This is a genomic window from Microbacterium sp. NPDC077663 (genome assembly GCF_044542795.1).
In the GTDB taxonomy this organism is placed as follows: domain Bacteria; phylum Actinomycetota; class Actinomycetes; order Actinomycetales; family Microbacteriaceae; genus Microbacterium.
In genome coordinates this window covers 104,131-119,702 of sequence record NZ_JBITVE010000004.1, presented here as the reverse complement: position 1 = coordinate 119,702, position 15,572 = coordinate 104,131, and the positions used below count along the sequence as shown (strand labels likewise).

13 protein-coding genes are annotated in these 15,572 nt (G+C 68.9%); 4 read left to right on the top strand and 9 right to left on the bottom strand.

The features are described from left to right. Positions 1-101: 101 nt before the first annotated feature. Positions 102-605 (top strand): MarR family winged helix-turn-helix transcriptional regulator, encoded by a 504-nt coding sequence (locus ACIGEP_RS16440; protein ID WP_396662720.1) that lies wholly within the window; start codon positions 102-104, stop codon positions 603-605. 540 nt (positions 606-1,145) lie between these two features. Here the strand turns inward: ACIGEP_RS16440 and ACIGEP_RS16435 are convergent. From ACIGEP_RS16435 to ACIGEP_RS16425, 3 genes are read right to left on the bottom strand one after another with little or no spacing between them, the layout of a single operon-like run. Next, positions 1,146-3,251 carry an iron ABC transporter permease gene (locus ACIGEP_RS16435; protein ID WP_396662719.1) on the bottom strand — a complete coding sequence of 702 codons (2,106 nt, stop codon included), beginning with the start codon at positions 3,249-3,251 and terminating at the stop codon, positions 1,146-1,148. A gap of 11 nt (positions 3,252-3,262) precedes the next feature. Next, positions 3,263-4,294 (bottom strand): iron-siderophore ABC transporter substrate-binding protein, encoded by a 1,032-nt coding sequence (locus tag ACIGEP_RS16430; RefSeq protein ID WP_396662718.1) that lies wholly within the window; start codon positions 4,292-4,294, stop codon positions 3,263-3,265. Between the two features lie 46 nt (positions 4,295-4,340). After that, entirely contained in the window at positions 4,341-5,150 is an 810-nt protein-coding gene (locus ACIGEP_RS16425; RefSeq protein WP_396662717.1) for an ABC transporter ATP-binding protein, read from the bottom strand. A gap of 92 nt (positions 5,151-5,242) precedes the next feature. On the opposite strand from ACIGEP_RS16425, the gene ACIGEP_RS16420 reads away from it, so the two are divergent. After that, positions 5,243-6,106 carry a serine hydrolase domain-containing protein gene (locus tag ACIGEP_RS16420; RefSeq protein WP_396662716.1) on the top strand — a complete coding sequence of 288 codons (864 nt, stop codon included), beginning with the start codon at positions 5,243-5,245 and terminating at the stop codon, positions 6,104-6,106. Positions 6,107-6,177: 71 nt separating this feature from the next. Here ACIGEP_RS16420 and ACIGEP_RS16415 read toward each other — a convergent pair whose 3' ends face one another. Next, positions 6,178-7,467 carry a nucleotide disphospho-sugar-binding domain-containing protein gene (locus ACIGEP_RS16415; RefSeq protein WP_396662714.1) on the bottom strand — a complete coding sequence of 430 codons (1,290 nt, stop codon included), beginning with the start codon at positions 7,465-7,467 and terminating at the stop codon, positions 6,178-6,180. A 49-nt stretch (positions 7,468-7,516) separates the two neighbouring features. On the opposite strand from ACIGEP_RS16415, the gene ACIGEP_RS16410 reads away from it, so the two are divergent. Then, positions 7,517-8,179, top strand: coding sequence for a TetR/AcrR family transcriptional regulator (locus ACIGEP_RS16410; protein WP_396662713.1), 663 nt, complete (start codon positions 7,517-7,519; stop codon positions 8,177-8,179). Positions 8,180-8,197: 18 nt separating this feature from the next. Here ACIGEP_RS16410 and ACIGEP_RS16405 read toward each other — a convergent pair whose 3' ends face one another. Genes ACIGEP_RS16405 through ACIGEP_RS16385 form a run of 5 tightly spaced genes read right to left on the bottom strand, consistent with a single transcriptional unit; the run spans position 8,198 to position 13,578 of the window. Continuing rightward, a complete protein-coding gene (locus ACIGEP_RS16405; protein WP_396662712.1) occupies positions 8,198-9,478 on the bottom strand; it encodes a hypothetical protein in 1,281 nt (426 codons plus the stop codon). Then, positions 9,475-10,542 (bottom strand): hypothetical protein, encoded by a 1,068-nt coding sequence (locus tag ACIGEP_RS16400; protein WP_396662711.1) that lies wholly within the window; start codon positions 10,540-10,542, stop codon positions 9,475-9,477. The genes ACIGEP_RS16405 and ACIGEP_RS16400 overlap by 4 nt, the downstream gene beginning before the upstream one ends. Further along, positions 10,539-11,354 carry a heme ABC transporter ATP-binding protein gene (locus ACIGEP_RS16395; RefSeq protein ID WP_396662710.1) on the bottom strand — a complete coding sequence of 272 codons (816 nt, stop codon included), beginning with the start codon at positions 11,352-11,354 and terminating at the stop codon, positions 10,539-10,541. Before ACIGEP_RS16395 ends, ACIGEP_RS16400 begins: the two co-directional genes overlap by 4 nt. Continuing rightward, positions 11,351-12,457, bottom strand: a complete 1,107-nt coding sequence (locus tag ACIGEP_RS16390; protein ID WP_396662709.1) for a FecCD family ABC transporter permease — start codon at positions 12,455-12,457, stop codon at positions 11,351-11,353. Before ACIGEP_RS16390 ends, ACIGEP_RS16395 begins: the two co-directional genes overlap by 4 nt. 23 nt (positions 12,458-12,480) lie before the next feature. Then, on the bottom strand, positions 12,481-13,578 hold the full coding sequence (locus ACIGEP_RS16385) for a hemin ABC transporter substrate-binding protein (protein ID WP_396662708.1): 1,098 nt from the start codon (positions 13,576-13,578) through the stop codon (positions 12,481-12,483). Positions 13,579-13,735: 157 nt separating this feature from the next. On the opposite strand from ACIGEP_RS16385, the gene ACIGEP_RS16380 reads away from it, so the two are divergent. Beyond that, on the top strand, positions 13,736-15,559 hold the full coding sequence (locus tag ACIGEP_RS16380) for a hypothetical protein (protein ID WP_396662707.1): 1,824 nt from the start codon (positions 13,736-13,738) through the stop codon (positions 15,557-15,559). Positions 15,560-15,572: the final 13 nt, after the last annotated feature.

Genomic DNA, 15,572 nt, shown 5'->3' with positions numbered 1-15,572 from the left:
GTCCTTCCCGAGTGAATATAAGTGGGGATGAGCAAGTCCGGCCTCGAGCTCATCCTCGATTATCGTGTGCTTACGGTGTACGCGTCGAGCGAGGAACACAAATGACTGATTCCACCCGGAGCGTCGGCCGTGGCGGCTACTGGTACGACGACGCCCCCGGCCAAAAGGAACGCGCCCGCCGCGTTCTCGAAGCTCTGCGCACCTACCGAGCTGCCGAAGCTGCGATGCGGCGCCGAACCCGAGACTCAATGGCGATGGGTGAAAACGAGCTCCTCGCGCTGCGTTACCTGTTGCGTCAGCCAGCCCACAGCGCTCGCCCCTACGAACTCGCCCGCTACCTCGGCATCACCTCCGCCTCAATCACGACCATGATCGACAAGCTCGTCAAAGACGGCCGAGTTGAGCGGGTCGGGGTCACCGGCGACCGGCGCGGCATCATGATCACAGCCACCGCCCACGCCAACGAAGAAGTTCGCGACACTCTCGGGAAGATGCACATCCGCATGTACGCGGTCGCCTCGAAGATGAGCCCGACTCAGCAGAAACATGTCGTCGAATTCTTAGAGGCAATGGTCGACGCCGTCGACCTCGTCGAACCTGCCTGAGGATGTGCTGGCGCTGGGTCGGGATGTGGGTCACTCACCGCCCGTCCGCCCCGTATGAGTCACGCCAGGGCGGTACTCGGAGTGGACGATGGGCCGTTGCAGGTGGGCTGCCTGAGGCCCACACCCCGCCCGCATGAGTGACGCTATCCGCCCGCACCCAAGCACAGAGGGGCTTGCGATCCACCGTTGTTCGTGAGAGGCGTCGAGATGCCGACACGCACCCCAGCGGGCGGGCTCACCGCCAGAGAGGTCCGAAGTCATTCGACCCGCACTGTCAATGGGAAGGGAGGTGCTCCTCGATCCGGGAACGTGACGATCGGAGCGAATCAGCCGAGAGCGGCTGGGGAATAGAGGGCGAGCCGTCGCGGATGTCGGTGTTCGCGATGCCGTTGAGGTCAGAAGCACCCTCGTCGGCTCAGGATAGATCGGGCCTGCTCCCGCCGCCTCCGCGACCGTAGATTGTCCGTATGCATTCCGGCCTGAGCAGCCAATACTTCCGCTTACGCGAGGAAACCCCGCTGCTGCCACCGGGTCAGCGGTCTACGAGCGCGACCGTGCGAGCAGGTAAATGAAGTACGGCGCGCCGACGAGGGCGACGACGATGCCGGCGGGGAGCTGTGCGGGGGCGATGACGGTTCGTCCGAGCAGATCGGCGATCGCGACCAGCGCGGCGCCGAGCAGCATCGAGACGGGTACCACCCGCGAGTGGCGTCCCCCGACGAGGGCTCTTGCGGCGTGCGGAGCGACGAGCCCGACGAAGCCGAGCACGCCAATCGCGCTCACGCTGAACACGGCGAGCAGCGCGGCCGTCACAAGCAGGATCAAGCGCGTGCGTTCCAACCGCACGCCGGCGAGGCGCGGCGTATCGTCGTCGAGCGCAAGAAGGTCGAGCTCGCGCGTCCTCGGGATGACGAGCATCAGTGCAACGATCATGGAGAGCGCGACCGGCAGCGCGTCGGACCACCCGCGGCCGTAGGTCGTGCCGGACAGCCAGGTGTAGATGGCGGGGGTGTCGAACGGGTTCGCGCGGAGAAGAAGGAACGTGGAGAGCCCGGCAGTGCCGTACCAGACACCGATGCCGATCAGGACGAGCCGGTCGGCACTGAGTCCCCGACGCCAGGCGAGGCCGTACACGAGCGCGAACGCGAGCAGCCCGCCCGCGATCGCCGGCGGCAGGATCCCGACGCCGAGCGCGGCACCCGAGGTGATGGCGATGACGGCTCCGAGGCCGGCGCCACCGGTGATGCCGAGGATGCCGGGTTCGGCGAGCGGGTTGCGACTCGCGGCCTGCACGAGCGCGCCCGCGAGTGCGAGCGTTGCACCCGCGGAGACCGCGGCGAGCACCCGCGGCGCACGCTCGTCGAGCGCGAACCGGATGACGGGCGCGGCATCCCCCTGCATCCACAGCAGCAGATCCCCGGTCAGAAGCCAACGGTGTCCACCGAGGAGCCCCAGCAGGATCGCACCGATGAGGAGCGCGGTCGTCGCTGCGACGACGATGACGACCCGACGCCGGTTGCGGACGGTGATGGTCGCCGCGGGCGGGCGGCGCGTGGGTCCGGCGTCACGAGCCCTACGGGCCAGCGCGACGAGCAGCACGGCACCCAGCAGCGTCGTCGCGACCCCGGTCGGAACAGACGTCGCCCTGTCGGCGCCGAGGATCGCACGGATGGCGACGTCGGAGCCGACCACGACGATGGCGCCGACGAGGCCCGACGCGATGAGGAGGATGCTGTGGCGGTGGAGCGCGGGGACGCGGGTGCTCAGCAGCCGCGTGATGATTGGCGCAGCGAGACCGACGAACCCGATCGGCCCGGCTAGCGTCACCGCAGCGGCGGTGAGGAGCACCGCGAGGACCGTGCCGATCGCTCGGGTCGATCGCACCGGCACGCCGAGGGACTGCGCCGTGTCGTCGCCGAGCGCGACGATGTCGAGGCGGCGTGAGAGCAGCACGCCGACGACGACGGCAATCAGGACCAGCGGAGCCGCCTGCTGGAACGCGGCTAGGCCGAGCTGGCTGAGGCTGCCGCTCCCCCAGGCGAACAGGCCCGTGGTCTCTTGGGCGAAGAGGATGAGTAGCGCCGATGTCGCGGCCTGCAGCGCGAGCATGACCGCCGACCCCGCGAGGATGAGCCGGGTGGTGGACGACCCGGCGCCGCCGGCGAGTCCGAGGACGACCGCAGCCGCGGCGAGGCCACCGAGGAAGGCCACGCCCCCCGATGCCCAGAACGGCAGGGTGATGCCGAGGACGGAGACGAGCGCGACCGCGAAGTATGAGCCGCTGGTGACCGCCAGCGTGTCGGGGGATGCCAGCGGGTTGCGCGACAGCGACTGGAAGAGCGCACCGGCCGCCCCCAGGGCGAACCCGACCAGGAGTCCGGCCGCGAGACGCGGCACGCGCGACCCGATGAGGATCTCGCGCGCACCGGGCTGCGCCGCGCCGTCGCTGAGGAGGACGGGCAGGAGCTCGGCGAGGCCGAGCCCCGACGTGCCCTGCGTGAGGTGGACGCCCGACGCCAGCAGGAGGATGCCGCCGAGCAGCACCAGCACTGCCGTCGCCCCCAGTGCGAACCGGGCGCCGGTCTGCTCGAGGACCGGCCGAACCGGGTCGTGACCGACCGGCTCCCGGCTCCTGGCGTCGGACATCACCCGCGGGCTCAGTTCGTGAGCGCCGCGACGTATGCGTCGAGGATCTGCTCGGCCGACCGGGGACCGCCGAAGGTCCAGATGCCCACCGGGAAGCCGGCGATGCGATCTTCGGCCACCGCGGGAATCGAGGTCCACACCTCACTCGTCGCGAGCTCGGGCATGATGTCGCTCTCGGCGTCGTTCGTGCTCGTGTGCAGGAGGTACGCGTCGCCGATGGCCGTCGCACCCTCGATGTCGGTGATCCCGAGCCCGTAGGCGGGGTCGGCCTCCCCCGTCCACGCGTTCTTCAGGCCGAGCTCTTCACCCAGGGCGCCGATGAGGGACCCGCTGCTGAAGAAGCGGAGCGACACGTTGCCGCCGTCGATCCACCCGTCGAAGTAGGCGAACGAGTCGGAGACGAGCTCCGTCTCGGCGACCGCCTGCTTCGCCTCCGCAACGCTCGCGTCGAACGCATCGAGCACGGCGTCGGCCCGCTCCTCGCGGCCCGTCGCCTGCGCGATCAGCTCGAACGTCGCCTTCATCTGACCGATCGGGTCGGCGGCGTCGGCGCCCTTCGTTGCGAGCACCGGCACGCCGTACTCCTCGAGCTGCCCGATGATCTCGTCCTCGGCGGTGTACGCCTCGACGATGATGAGGTCGGGGTCGGCGCCGAGGATGGCGTCGAAGTTCGGCTCCTGTCGCGTCCCGACATCCGTCACGCTCCCGGGGAGCACCTCTGCGGTGTCCCATGTCGTGTACCCCTCGGCATCGGCGACCGCGACGGGGGTGACGCACAGGGTCAGCGCGTCCTCGATCTGCTGCCACTCCAGCACGGCGATGCGCTCGGCGGGCGCGTCGAGCTCGACCGTCCGGTCGAAGGCATCCGTCAGCGACACCGGGCCCGTCGAGGTCGCGGTGGTGTCATCGGCGCAGTCGGCGCTGGCGGCAGCCGAGGGCGTCGCCGCGTCGTCGCCCGTCTGCGTCGTTCCGCAGGCGGTGATAAGCAGCAGGGGCAGGAGCATCGCAGCGCCGAGCAGGGGGCGCGCAGGACGACGGGTCATGAGTCTCTTTCGGTGATGGGCAGGTGGCGGGAAGGAAGGGGGCGGCTCACGCGAGGGCGCGGCCGTGATGACGACCTCGCGGATGCACGCGGATGAAGCCGGTCGCAGGATCGCGGTCGACCTCGATCCGCAGTCCGTACACCTCGCTGAGGTGGCCGGAGGTGAGCACGTGCTCAGGGGCACCGTGCGCGACCACGCGGCCTTGGTGCAGCAGCACGACCTCGTCGGCGACGGTCGCGGCCTGGCCCAGGTCGTGGAGGACGATCCCGAGGGCAGTGCCGTGCTCGTCGGCGAGTTCGCGCACGAGATCGAGCGTCTCGACCTGGTAGCGGAGGTCGAGGTGGTTGGTGGGCTCGTCGAGCAGCAAGACGCCGGTGTCCTGGGCGAGGCAGGTCGCGAGCCAGACGCGCTGCAGTTCACCGCCGGAGAGCTGATCGACGGCACGGCCCTGCATCGCACCGAGACCGGTGAGCTCGAGGGAGCGATGGATCGCATCGAGGTCCCCCTGCGTCATGGCGGCGAACCGGCGACGATGCGGATGCCGGCCGTACGCGACAACATCCCGAACGGAGAGACCGGAGGGGTGGGGTCGGGACTGGGACAGCAATGTCACGTGGCGCGCGAAGTCTCGAGCCGAGAGCGGCGACAACACAGCGTCGCCTTCGCGCACCTGGACCTCGCCGGACGTGCGTTCGTGGAGACGCGCGAGTGCGCGGAGCACTGTCGACTTGCCGCTGCCGTTCGGGCCGATGAGCGCTGTGACGATGCCCGGGCGGATGCGCACGGACACCCCGTGCACCACCTCTTGGCGCCCATAAGCGAGGACGAGGTCATCACCGCGCAGCTCTGTGTCCACGAGAGGTAAGCGTAGCCTTACCTAGCCGGAGGCGTGCGCGGAACGCTGCGTTCGCCCTCCCCCGGTCGGACATGCACGTTGGGAGGGCCTTGATGATCGCTGCGACGGTTCGCGACGCCATCACGGCCCGAGTCGCGGCGTCGGGTTTCCGCGCACGCGGGGTCCATGTCCGGGTCGGTTCCGATGAGGCCGTTCACCGATGGACGCCCGATACGAGGGAAGACATTCATTCGGTGTCAAAGGGCGTGTGCGTACTTGCTGCGGCCATGGCCGCCGACGAGGGCCTCCTCTCGTTCGATACACCGATTGTGGAGTACCTCGAGGTTCCGGAGGTCGGCTCCGGCACCGAGTTGGTGACCCTCCGGCATCTTCTCACCATGACCACCGGCGTCGATTTCCCTTGGTCTGAGACGCTGCTCACGGACCATCCCGACCTCGCGGTGGAGTATCTCCGTCGACCGTCGCGCGGCCGTCAGTTTCAGTATTCGAACGCGAGCACGTACACCGCCATGCGTGTGCTCCACGTGAGGGTCGGCGACATTCCCGCTTTCTTGGAACCTCGGCTGTGGGAACCCCTGGGCATCCGTGATGTCACCTGGGACAGGTGCCCGCGCGGCTTCATCGCCGCGGGTGGCGGACTGCATCTCCGCACGGAGGAGCTCGCCCGGGTGGGTCGACTGATCGGCGACCGTGGCGTATGGGGAGAGCAGCGCCTCCTGTCGGCGGAATGGATCGACCTGATGCACACGCAGACGGTGGTCGCCGGCACCGGGCCCTCTTACAGCCGGTATGGTCTCGCGGGGTGGGGCGGTCCCGGGGCGGCGTGGCGGCTGCACGGCGCGTACGGACAGCTCGTGATCTTCGCCGGGAACGCAGTCGTCACTGTCACCGCGGACGACCATGACGGAGCTGACGCGATGGCGGAGTTCATCGCGGAGCAGATCGAAGATCTATAGCACGTCTGCATTGGAGAAGTGGGTGCTGACGCCGGCCCCCCAGCATGGCGCCAGCACCCGGCCTGTGAATCTCAGCCCCCTAGCAGCGCGGCCGCCTCTTTGCGCACGGCAAGGCGCGGTTCGTATCGAGTGATGGCGTCAGCCAGATCGACGGCGTTTGCGCGATAGCGAGGTTCGTTGAGGACCGTATCGACGGCCGAGGCGATCTGCGCGGCGGTCGGGTGGGAGGTGCGCAGGTTGATGCCGACGCCGAAGTGTTGGACGCGGGCTGCTACTTCCGGCTTGTCCTCCGCCCCGGGGGCGATCACGACGGGAACACCGTGGCCCAGCGCCGCGAGGACCGTTCCGAAGCCTCCGTTGCTCACCAGCGCATGCAGCCGCGGCAGCAGGCGATCGTACGGCAGGAACGCGGCCGCTCTTGCGTTGGCGGGCAGCGCGCCGAGAGCGGCGACGTCCGCACCGCCAGTGCTCACCACGACGTGCGCATCGAGGTCCGCCAGTCCCTCCAGGGCAGGGACAAGCAGCGCGGTGAAGTCACCATTTGCCAGCGTGCCTTGCGTGACATGGACGATCGGGCGACCGTCGTTCACCTCGTCCCACCAGTCCGGGAGCGGAACCTCCGCGAGGGCGCCCGCGGGTCGACCGACGAAGCGCACCCCCGCGGCGAGATCGGTGAGCGCATATTCGAACTCGCGCGGTCCGAGCTGCAGGAGCCGGTCGAAGCGGGAGGTGAGATCGAGAATGAATGGAAAGTCGGACGGAAGCGGGTGCCCGGTCGCCTCCGCGAAGAGGCGCCGCGCGAGCCCCTGCGTCTTTCGGAACACGACCCGCGTGGCGACCGTGTTGAGCAGACGATTCCGCAGCCGGCCGACCGCGGTCCAGGACGGCTGCAACGCCATCCCCGCCGGCGCAGCATTGGCGCTCAACTGCGCCAACGGGCCGATCCCCAACCCGACGACCGGCACACGCTGATCCGTCGGAAGCGCGAGCAGCGGCGTGACTCCGGCGAAGAGATGATCGACCATCACGATGTCGGCGTTCGTCGATCCCAGCAGATCTCGGATGGTCGCCCACTGGTCCGGAAGCGGATGGATGAAGGTGTGCTGCAGTTGGTACTGCGACAGAGCGACGCCCCGATAGCGGTGCTGATCCGGCAAGTAGGCATCAAGATCACGCTCGTCAAAGTCCGCTCGCCCGCTCAGCGCGACGAACTCTGCGCCCGCGGACCGCACGAGGGGTTCAAAGCGTGATCCGGTCGTCATGACAACGCGATGCCCGTCCGCGACCAGGCCACGCACCACTCCAAGGACTGGATCTACATGGCCTCGCAACGGTGCGCACGCTGCGATGACAGTGGCCACGACGCTCCCTCCATTCACAATGGAATCCGGTTCAAGTTAGAATATAGCCATGACGGACGCCGATCCCCAAGCGCGTCGTCGATACGACGCCACCGCTCGACAGCAACGCGCTCTCCGCGAGCGAGCTCGTACGCGAGAGCGGATCGTCGCCGCGGCGCGCGACGCCTTCCTCGCTGACGGGTACGTGCATACCTCCGTGGCAGCCATCGCCCAGGCGGCGGGCGTGTCCGTGCAGACGATCTATCTCGCCGTCGGGCAGAAGGCAGACTTGCTCCGAGACGTCGGACGGAACGCGGTCGTCGGATCCGGGAACGCGGCATCAGTTCCCGATCTGCCCTGGGTGTCGACGTTCGCAGCCGAGCCCGACCCCCGGGTGCAGATTCGCACCCTCGTGTCGGAGTCGCTCCGCCTCGCGGAGCGCTCGTACCCGATCTGGCAGGTATTCGCGGATGCTGCTGCGCACGACTCGGAGCTCGAACCGGACGTCCGTGAGCTCGAAGCTGGACGACATCGCGATCAGCGCACGCTTGTGCACCTGGTGCGGGGCTTGACCGTGTCGCCGGAGAAGGCCGCGGACATCGTTCACGGCATCCTCAGACCCGACCTCTGGCGTCTCTTCGCCATCGAACGGCACTGGCGCACCGACGACATCGAACAGTTCGCCAGCGATGTGCTCATCCACACGCTTCTCGAAGAACGTCACGAACCCTGACGCCGATCGTCCGCGGCGCTACGCGGAATCGACGGGGGTTCCATCCTGTCCGGGAACGATGCCTACCCGGCTTGTCGTCTGCCACGGAAGCAGCCTCAGGAGGCTGAGGACTGCCACGATTCCCAGACCGAACGCGGCTCCGGTCCCGAGCAGCGGCAGGACAAGAGCCGGAAGCCCGGCTGCCGCCTGCGGGATGAGACCTGGCGGCAACAGCTGCGTGACCAGCGGCGCGTTCGCGGCCACGACCTCGGCGAGAGGTGCCGCGATCGGCGCGGGCAGCGGCAGCGCGGGGCGCTGCGTCTTCGCCGGCGACCCGGCGGAGGCTGTGCCTGTGGTGGGAGGCGGTACGTCGATCGGAGCGGCAGCGTCGAAGCTGACCGTGAGCGGAGAGGCCGGCTTCGCGGCATCCCGAATCCCGCCGGTGGTGACCCAGTATCCCTGCTGCCCGGTGAGCCGGTGGAAGTCGACGAACGATTGCGGGAACGAGCCCCAGATGGATGCGTCCGATGACCCGCGGTCGATCTGACCTGAGCCTCGACTCGTCACACCCAGGTACTCGGGGGTGACCGTGAAGCCTTCGCCCTCCTGTGAATCCGCGCCGTGGATGTCGGCGAGGACGATCTGACGGGCTGCGATGGGCTGCCAGTTGGTGAGGTCCTCCATCGAGGTCGCGAAGCCGCTCGCGGTCGCGGTGAGGCGACCGGAACCCTTCTCGTCGAGTGTGAGGACGGGGTCGCTCACGCTCCAGTACGTCATACCCCCGTAGAAGACGACCGAGAACGATCCGCTCCACCGGATCTCGAGTCCGCTGTCGGATCGCGTGCCCACGCCAGCATCCATCACGACCTGATTGCCGGTCGCGCTCGAGGTGGAGGATGCCGTGACCGGCGCGCCCGAGGGGTCGAGGCACTTCGTGGCCCAGCTCGCGGCCTCCCACGCTCCGTCGCCGGTTGGCTTCTCGATGCGGACCGAGCCGCTTTCGGCGCGGTAGAACCCGTCTGCTTCCGTCCAGACGCGGGCACCACCGGTGTCGCCCGCTTGCCCGGCGCTGAGGAAGTTGCAACCACCCGCGAAGGCGCCGCTGCCGGACTCGGCGTTCAGGCCCCATCTCAGCTGCGCGTCGTCGAGGACGAGGCCACCCTCTGGCGGATTTGACTGGTCGTCGCGTTCGGGGACGACCACGACGATGTCGTCCGGTGCCGTCGCGAAGGCAGCGGCCGGCACCCCGACGGTGCCACCCACCAGGACGAGGGTGGCAAGCGCGCGCAGCGCCGTCGCGGCCGATCGGATGCCCCTCACGCCGAGACCTCCGCGACGGAGCGAGACCGCCGCTCTCGACGCCGGCGACCTGCACGCACGATGGCGGTGATGAGACTGGCGACGATGAGGAGGATCGAGACCGCGCTCGCCACGAGCATCAGGATGATGGCCCAGGACGGCGCCTGTTCGACGGCGGCAACGGCCGCGACGGCGGTTCCGCCGGTGACGCTCACCTCGACTTCGGCAACCGCTCCTGATCCGGCACCGCGCAGGGTGAGCAGGTGCGTGCCGTCTCGCACTTCGCGTGGAACTTGCACGGCCGCAGCGACTTCGCCCTGCGAACCGGCCGTGAGGGGACCGACCGCGGCAAGTCCGCCGTCCAGCGACGCGACGACCTGCTCGCCGGCGGTGAAGCCGCGCCCGGTGAAGACGATGGCGGCACCCGCTTGCACGGTCGTGGACTCCACGCCGACACGGACGTCTCCCGCCGCGGCGACTGGGCTCTCCGCGGGCGCCTCTTCTGACGTCGCCGGCTTGTCGTCCGTGGTGAAGGCGATCGGCGTGAAGGTCTCGTTGTTCGCGTTCTTCACGCCGTGCGCGCCGATGGTGATGATGCCGCACGTGACCTGTCGGCAGTCGACCGCGCTCACGCTGCCGTCGCGGTCGCGGCTGTCGAACGACGCTCCCGGGATGACCATGTCGATCGACCAGGAGCCGTCCTCGGCGAGGACCGCATTGGCGGACTCCTCTGTCTGCCCGCCGGGGAAGGCGATGAAGCGTTGGTAGCCGTTGTTCTCGGCGGCCTCCGCGTCCGGCACGTAGCGATAGTCGTCTCCGACGACCCCGCCCGCGCTCGGCTGCCACGCGTCGCCGTCCACCCAGCCGAAGAGCACGTAGACACCCCCGAACCCGCCGACGATGGATTGGAATCCCGTTCCCGAGACCGTGATGCTGGTCGCCGCGTCGGCCGCGGGCGCCGCGCCGTCGGCTGTTCGGACCGACACGGAGGCCGCAGCCCAGGCGGCGGGCGCGAGGGCGAGGGCGGCGATCAAACTGACGGTCAGCGTCGCGGCCGCGGCGATGAACCGATGTGTGGGTGTCATGAGGAGTGCTCCTGGGCGGGTTCTGCCAGGGCGTTGGGCAGCGCACCGGCGGGTTCGGGGAGGACGACGAGGCCGCCGTGCGGCCCTTCGACGACGTGGACGGGGTGACGGTAGACCTTCGTCAGGAGGACGGGGTCGAGCACTTCTCGGGGCGTCCCGATCGCGGCGATCGAGCCGCGATCCAGCACGGCGATGCGGTCGGCGTAGGCGGCGGCGAGGACGAGGTCGTGCAGGACGACCACGGCCGCGCCTCCCGTGACTGTCCGTTCGCGGGTCTTTGCGAGCACGCGGTGCTGGTGTCGGATGTCCAGGCTCGCTGTCGGTTCGTCCAGCAGCGCGATGTGGCATTCCTGCGCGACCGTCCGGGCGAAGGAGACGCGCGCTCGTTCGCCGCCGGAGAGCGCGGTCACCGGGCGCTCCGCGAACGCCGTGACCTCACCCGCGTCTAGCGCCTCAGCGACGGCTGTCTCGTCGCGGGCCGCTTCGGCGCGTCGGCGCCATGGCGCCCTCCCCATGCGGACCACGTCGACGGCCAGGAAGGGAAAGGACACCTCGTTGCTCTGCGTGAGGACGGACCGGCGCCGTGCTCGTTGCGACGCCGTCCACGATTCGAGGGCTCGCCCGCTGAGCTCCACGGACCCGGCGGCCGCTCGGTCTCCGGCCAGGACAGAGAGCAGCGTGGACTTGCCCGCCCCGTTCGGTCCGACGAGCGCGAGGACTTCCCCGGCGTGCAGGTCGAGGTCGACGTCATCGAGCAGGCGGCGGCCGCCGGCGTTCACGGTGAGTCCGCGTGCGCGCAGGACGACGGTCATCCCCAGCCTCCGGATCTGCGGCGGGTGCGGCGGAGGAGCCAAAAGAAGAATGGTCCGCCGATGAGGGCCGTGATCATTCCGATGGGGAGTTCTGACCCGGCGATGGCGGTGCGGGCGACGAGATCGGCGGCCACCAGTAGGAGCGACCCGCCCAGCGCACATGCGGGAAGGAGGAGGCGATGTGCAGGTCCGAGGATCATCCTCATGAGGTGCGGGACGACGAGGCCGACGAATCCGATGATCCCCACGAATGCCACTGCCGCGCACGTGAGGAGCGCGATGACGATGATGGCCGCGATCCGGAGTCCCTCCACGCGCACGCCGAGGTGCTCGGCTTGCCGCTCGCCGAGTGCGAGGAGATCGAGACTCGGCGCGAAGAGGGTGCACGCGATGATGCCGATAATCGCGAGTGGGGCGACGATCGCGAGATCCTGCCACCGGGTGCCGTTGAGAGACCCGAGCTGCCAGAACACGATCTGTTCGCGCTCCTGGGTCGAGCCGAGATAGGTGAACAGGGCGATGATCGCGCCACCGACGGCGTTCACGGCGATACCCGTCAGCACGAGTGTGACCACCTCCGTCCGCCCGTCGGCGCGCGACGCCGAGTAGACGATGACCGTGGCGGCCAGTCCGCCGGCGAAGGCAAGGAGGGGCAAGGTGAGCGGACCCGCGAACGACAGGCCGAACACGATGGCGGCTGCGGCGCCGACCGCCGCACCTGAGGAGATGCCGATGACACCGGGCTCGGCCAGTGGATTGCGGAAGACGCCTTGCATGACGACACCGGCGACGGCCAGTGTCGCACCGACGAGGACGGCCATGAACAGCCGCGGCATCCGGATCAGCCAGAGGGTCGCTTCTCCGTTCACGTGCGCCATGGCCGCGCCCGGTGGGAGCGCCAGCGCGTCCCAGCCGATCGCTGACAGGGCGTCGTTCCACCCGCGGATGAATGCGCCGACGACCTGGTCGGGCGGGATGGCGAGCTGACCCGTTCCCGCCGATACGACAAGAAGGACGATCAGTGCGAGCCCCATGGCGGCCTGGACGGCGATTGCCAGCGTACGAGGGCGCGCCGGAACTGCGACACGAGGGGGAGAGAGCATGGGTCGCTCAGCGACGGCGGAGGTCACCCGACGGCCTCGGGCGCGTAGATCGCGACGGCGAGGGCGTCGAGCACGTCTGCGGATGCGGGTCCGAAGCTGAGCACCGTCGCGTCGGACATATCCACGATGCGCCGGTTCCGACCGGCATCCGTCTGGGCAACTGCCGGCAGATGCTCTGACAGACCGTCCACACCCCCGACGGACTCGAGGCCCTTCGTCATCATGATGAGCAGGTCGGGGTTGGCGTCGACGAGGGCCTCGTCGGTCACCGGCCGCATGCCCTGCCACCCGATCTCCGCTGCCACATCGACTCCACCGAGGGCGGTGATGAGGCTGTCGGCACCGGACTCCTCACCGAAGAGGTAGTACACCCCGGACTGACCGCGGGCGTACAGGAACATCATCCGCAGACGCTCGTTCGGACTCGTCGGTGCGACCTCGGCGATCTCGGCGATCTTAGCCTCGACGGCGGCCGTGGACCGTGCAGCAAGTTCCTCCCCGCGGTCGGACACCCCCAGCGCGGCTGCCACCTGTTCGGTGAGGTCATCGATGTTCTCGAGCGACCGGTGCGACTCGACGACGACGACCGGGATCCCGGCGTCACGCATCTGGAGGATCGTGTCCCAGGGCCCGAGGCTCGTATCCGTCAGGATGACACTCGGAGCCGCGTCGAGGATCGCCTCGGCGTTCAGATCGTGCCCGTTCTCGGTCACCACCGGCAGATTCGAGGCCTCAGGGAACGCTGTCGAGGTATCGCGGGCCACTACGGAATCGCCGAGGCCCAGTTCGAACACGATGCGCGAGAGCGAGCCGTAGATGTCCAGAGTGAGGATGCGGGACGTGTCGGTGACCGTCACCTGCGTGCCCTGCGCGTCGACCACCGTGGCCGGGAGCGCGGGTTCCGCGCCGGTCAGCGGCTCGATCGAGGACTGCGCGGCAACCGCCGTGGACGGCCCCTCCCAGCCGAGCGGGTCAGCGAGCACCTGCACGTCAGCAAGAGCGGGGGAAGCGGAGGGGCCAGAGGCGTCGCCGCCACCCTGCACCTGGCATGCGGTAAGCGCAGCGAACAGTGCGGTCGTGAGCGCGAGCACGATTGGAGCGCGAGAGAGTCGGGAGCGCATGTCACCTCGGGAAGTTAGGGCAGCCTTACTCCCATATTGCACGATTCTCATTGGTCATGCTTAGGTAAGGCTTGCCTATGTTCCCACATCCGCTCGGATGAATGCGCCGGTTCCCGATGACCGTGTGACGGGAGGGCGGAACCCGAAGGGATCATCAATGGACAGATCGATCGCGCTCCGAAGTCGTCGGACGCGCACCGTTGTCGCCGTCGCCACCGCGGGAGTGCTCGCGCTGGGCGCGGTTGCAGCCGCGACGCCGGCGAGCGCTGTGCAGACGAGTGTCACGGGTGCCGTGTTCGAGTGGGGGATCAACGCTGAGGCGAATGCTGCGGCGTTCGCCCCCGGTACCTACAACCTGCTCAGCGCGGGCATCGTCACCGCTACCTCCGCCAGCGACCGGGTGACGGCGACGAACTGGAAGCAGACCGAGGGCGACGTCGACATCTTGAAGCGTCAGGCAGACGGCAGCTTCGCGGACGCGACGTTCGCCGGTCTGAGCACGGATGCGAACGGCACCCGCCTGAGCACGGGTGCGGGCAACAATTCAGGCCACGTCGTGCGTATCGGCGGGGGTACCGGCACGGTCGACCCGGCAGCGGGGACCGCGGAAATCCAGTGGCAGGGCACGTTCACCTCTGCGTTCTACTCGGGCATGACGCGATCGTGGATCACTGACCCGCATCTGAGCGTCGCCGCAGATGGCACCGGAACCATCACCGCCACGCTGGGTGGATATGGCACCTCGATGGACGACCCGGATCAGTTCGAGCAGCTCGCCCCAGTCGACGACGTTGTCGTTGCCACGCTCACCGGTGTGGACGTCGACGCGGATGGGTTCACCGTGACCCCGGAATACCTCGGGAAGACCGTGAACACCGGTTCGGGCACGCCGCAGGTGACCGGCGGGGCAAACGCGGGCGCCTTCCCGCAGTCGTTCGTCGACTTCCAGGTCCTCACCGGCCAGGGCAGCTACTGGTACTCCTCCGGCGGCGCTGCCGACGCACGCAAGCCCGCCAGCCCGCTGAGCGTGTCCTACACCGCCGCCGCACAGCCGTCCGTTCCGACGGTGACGGTCTCGAAGACCGCTGGCATCGCGCGTTCCGGTGAGTCGATCACAGTCACCGGCACGGGGTTCCTTCCCGCCGGCGCTGCCACGACCGGCAGCCGTCCGCCGCTGCAGAACCAGTTCGTCGGCGCATATGTCGCCTTCGGCAAATTCGCTGAGGCGTGGCAGCCGTCGACGGGCGCTGCGGCAGCGACACGCAGCCAGCGGTTCGACACGAAGTGGGCACTCCCTGCAGAGAGCCACGCGGCGGTCGGCGGCTCAGCGGGCGGCGCCATCACGCTCAATGCCGACGGGTCGTTCACGGCCACATTGAACGTGTCGACGACCGCGGAGCGAGACCTGCTCGCCGGTCGCTACGGCATCTACACGTACGCCGGAAGCGGCGCGACCTACGCGCCGTTCGAGTCGTTCAACCCAGTCGCCTTCGCCGGTGCGGAGGACGTCGTCGTGGAGGTTCCCGATCAGGTGGAGGAGCCGTCCGGATCCTTTGGCTGGACGTTCGCCAACGCGAGCCCCGCTGATCTCGGCACGGCGGTGCAGGAAGGCGACACCTTCGTCGCCGACGGCACCCTCACCAACATCATCGTGACCGACACTCGGACGGGCGGGACGACCCCGTACAGCTGGAGCATCTCCGGCCAGGCAAGCGACTTCACCTCCGCAGCAGGCCAGTCCTTCTCGGCCGGGTATCTGGGCTGGACCCCGAAGGTGGTGCAGGGCGGCGTCTCGATCGCGAAGGGCGCTGAGGTCACCTCCTCTCGCCTCGGCGGACAGGGCCTGAGCAGCTCCCGGGTCCTGGCCGCGTCGTCGACGGCGGCAGCGGCGGTCGTCGGAGCCGACCTCTCGCTCGTCCTGCCCGGCGACATCGCTGCCGGCGCGTACACGAGCAAGCTGACCGTCACCGCGCTGCAGTGACACCGCGGGAGGG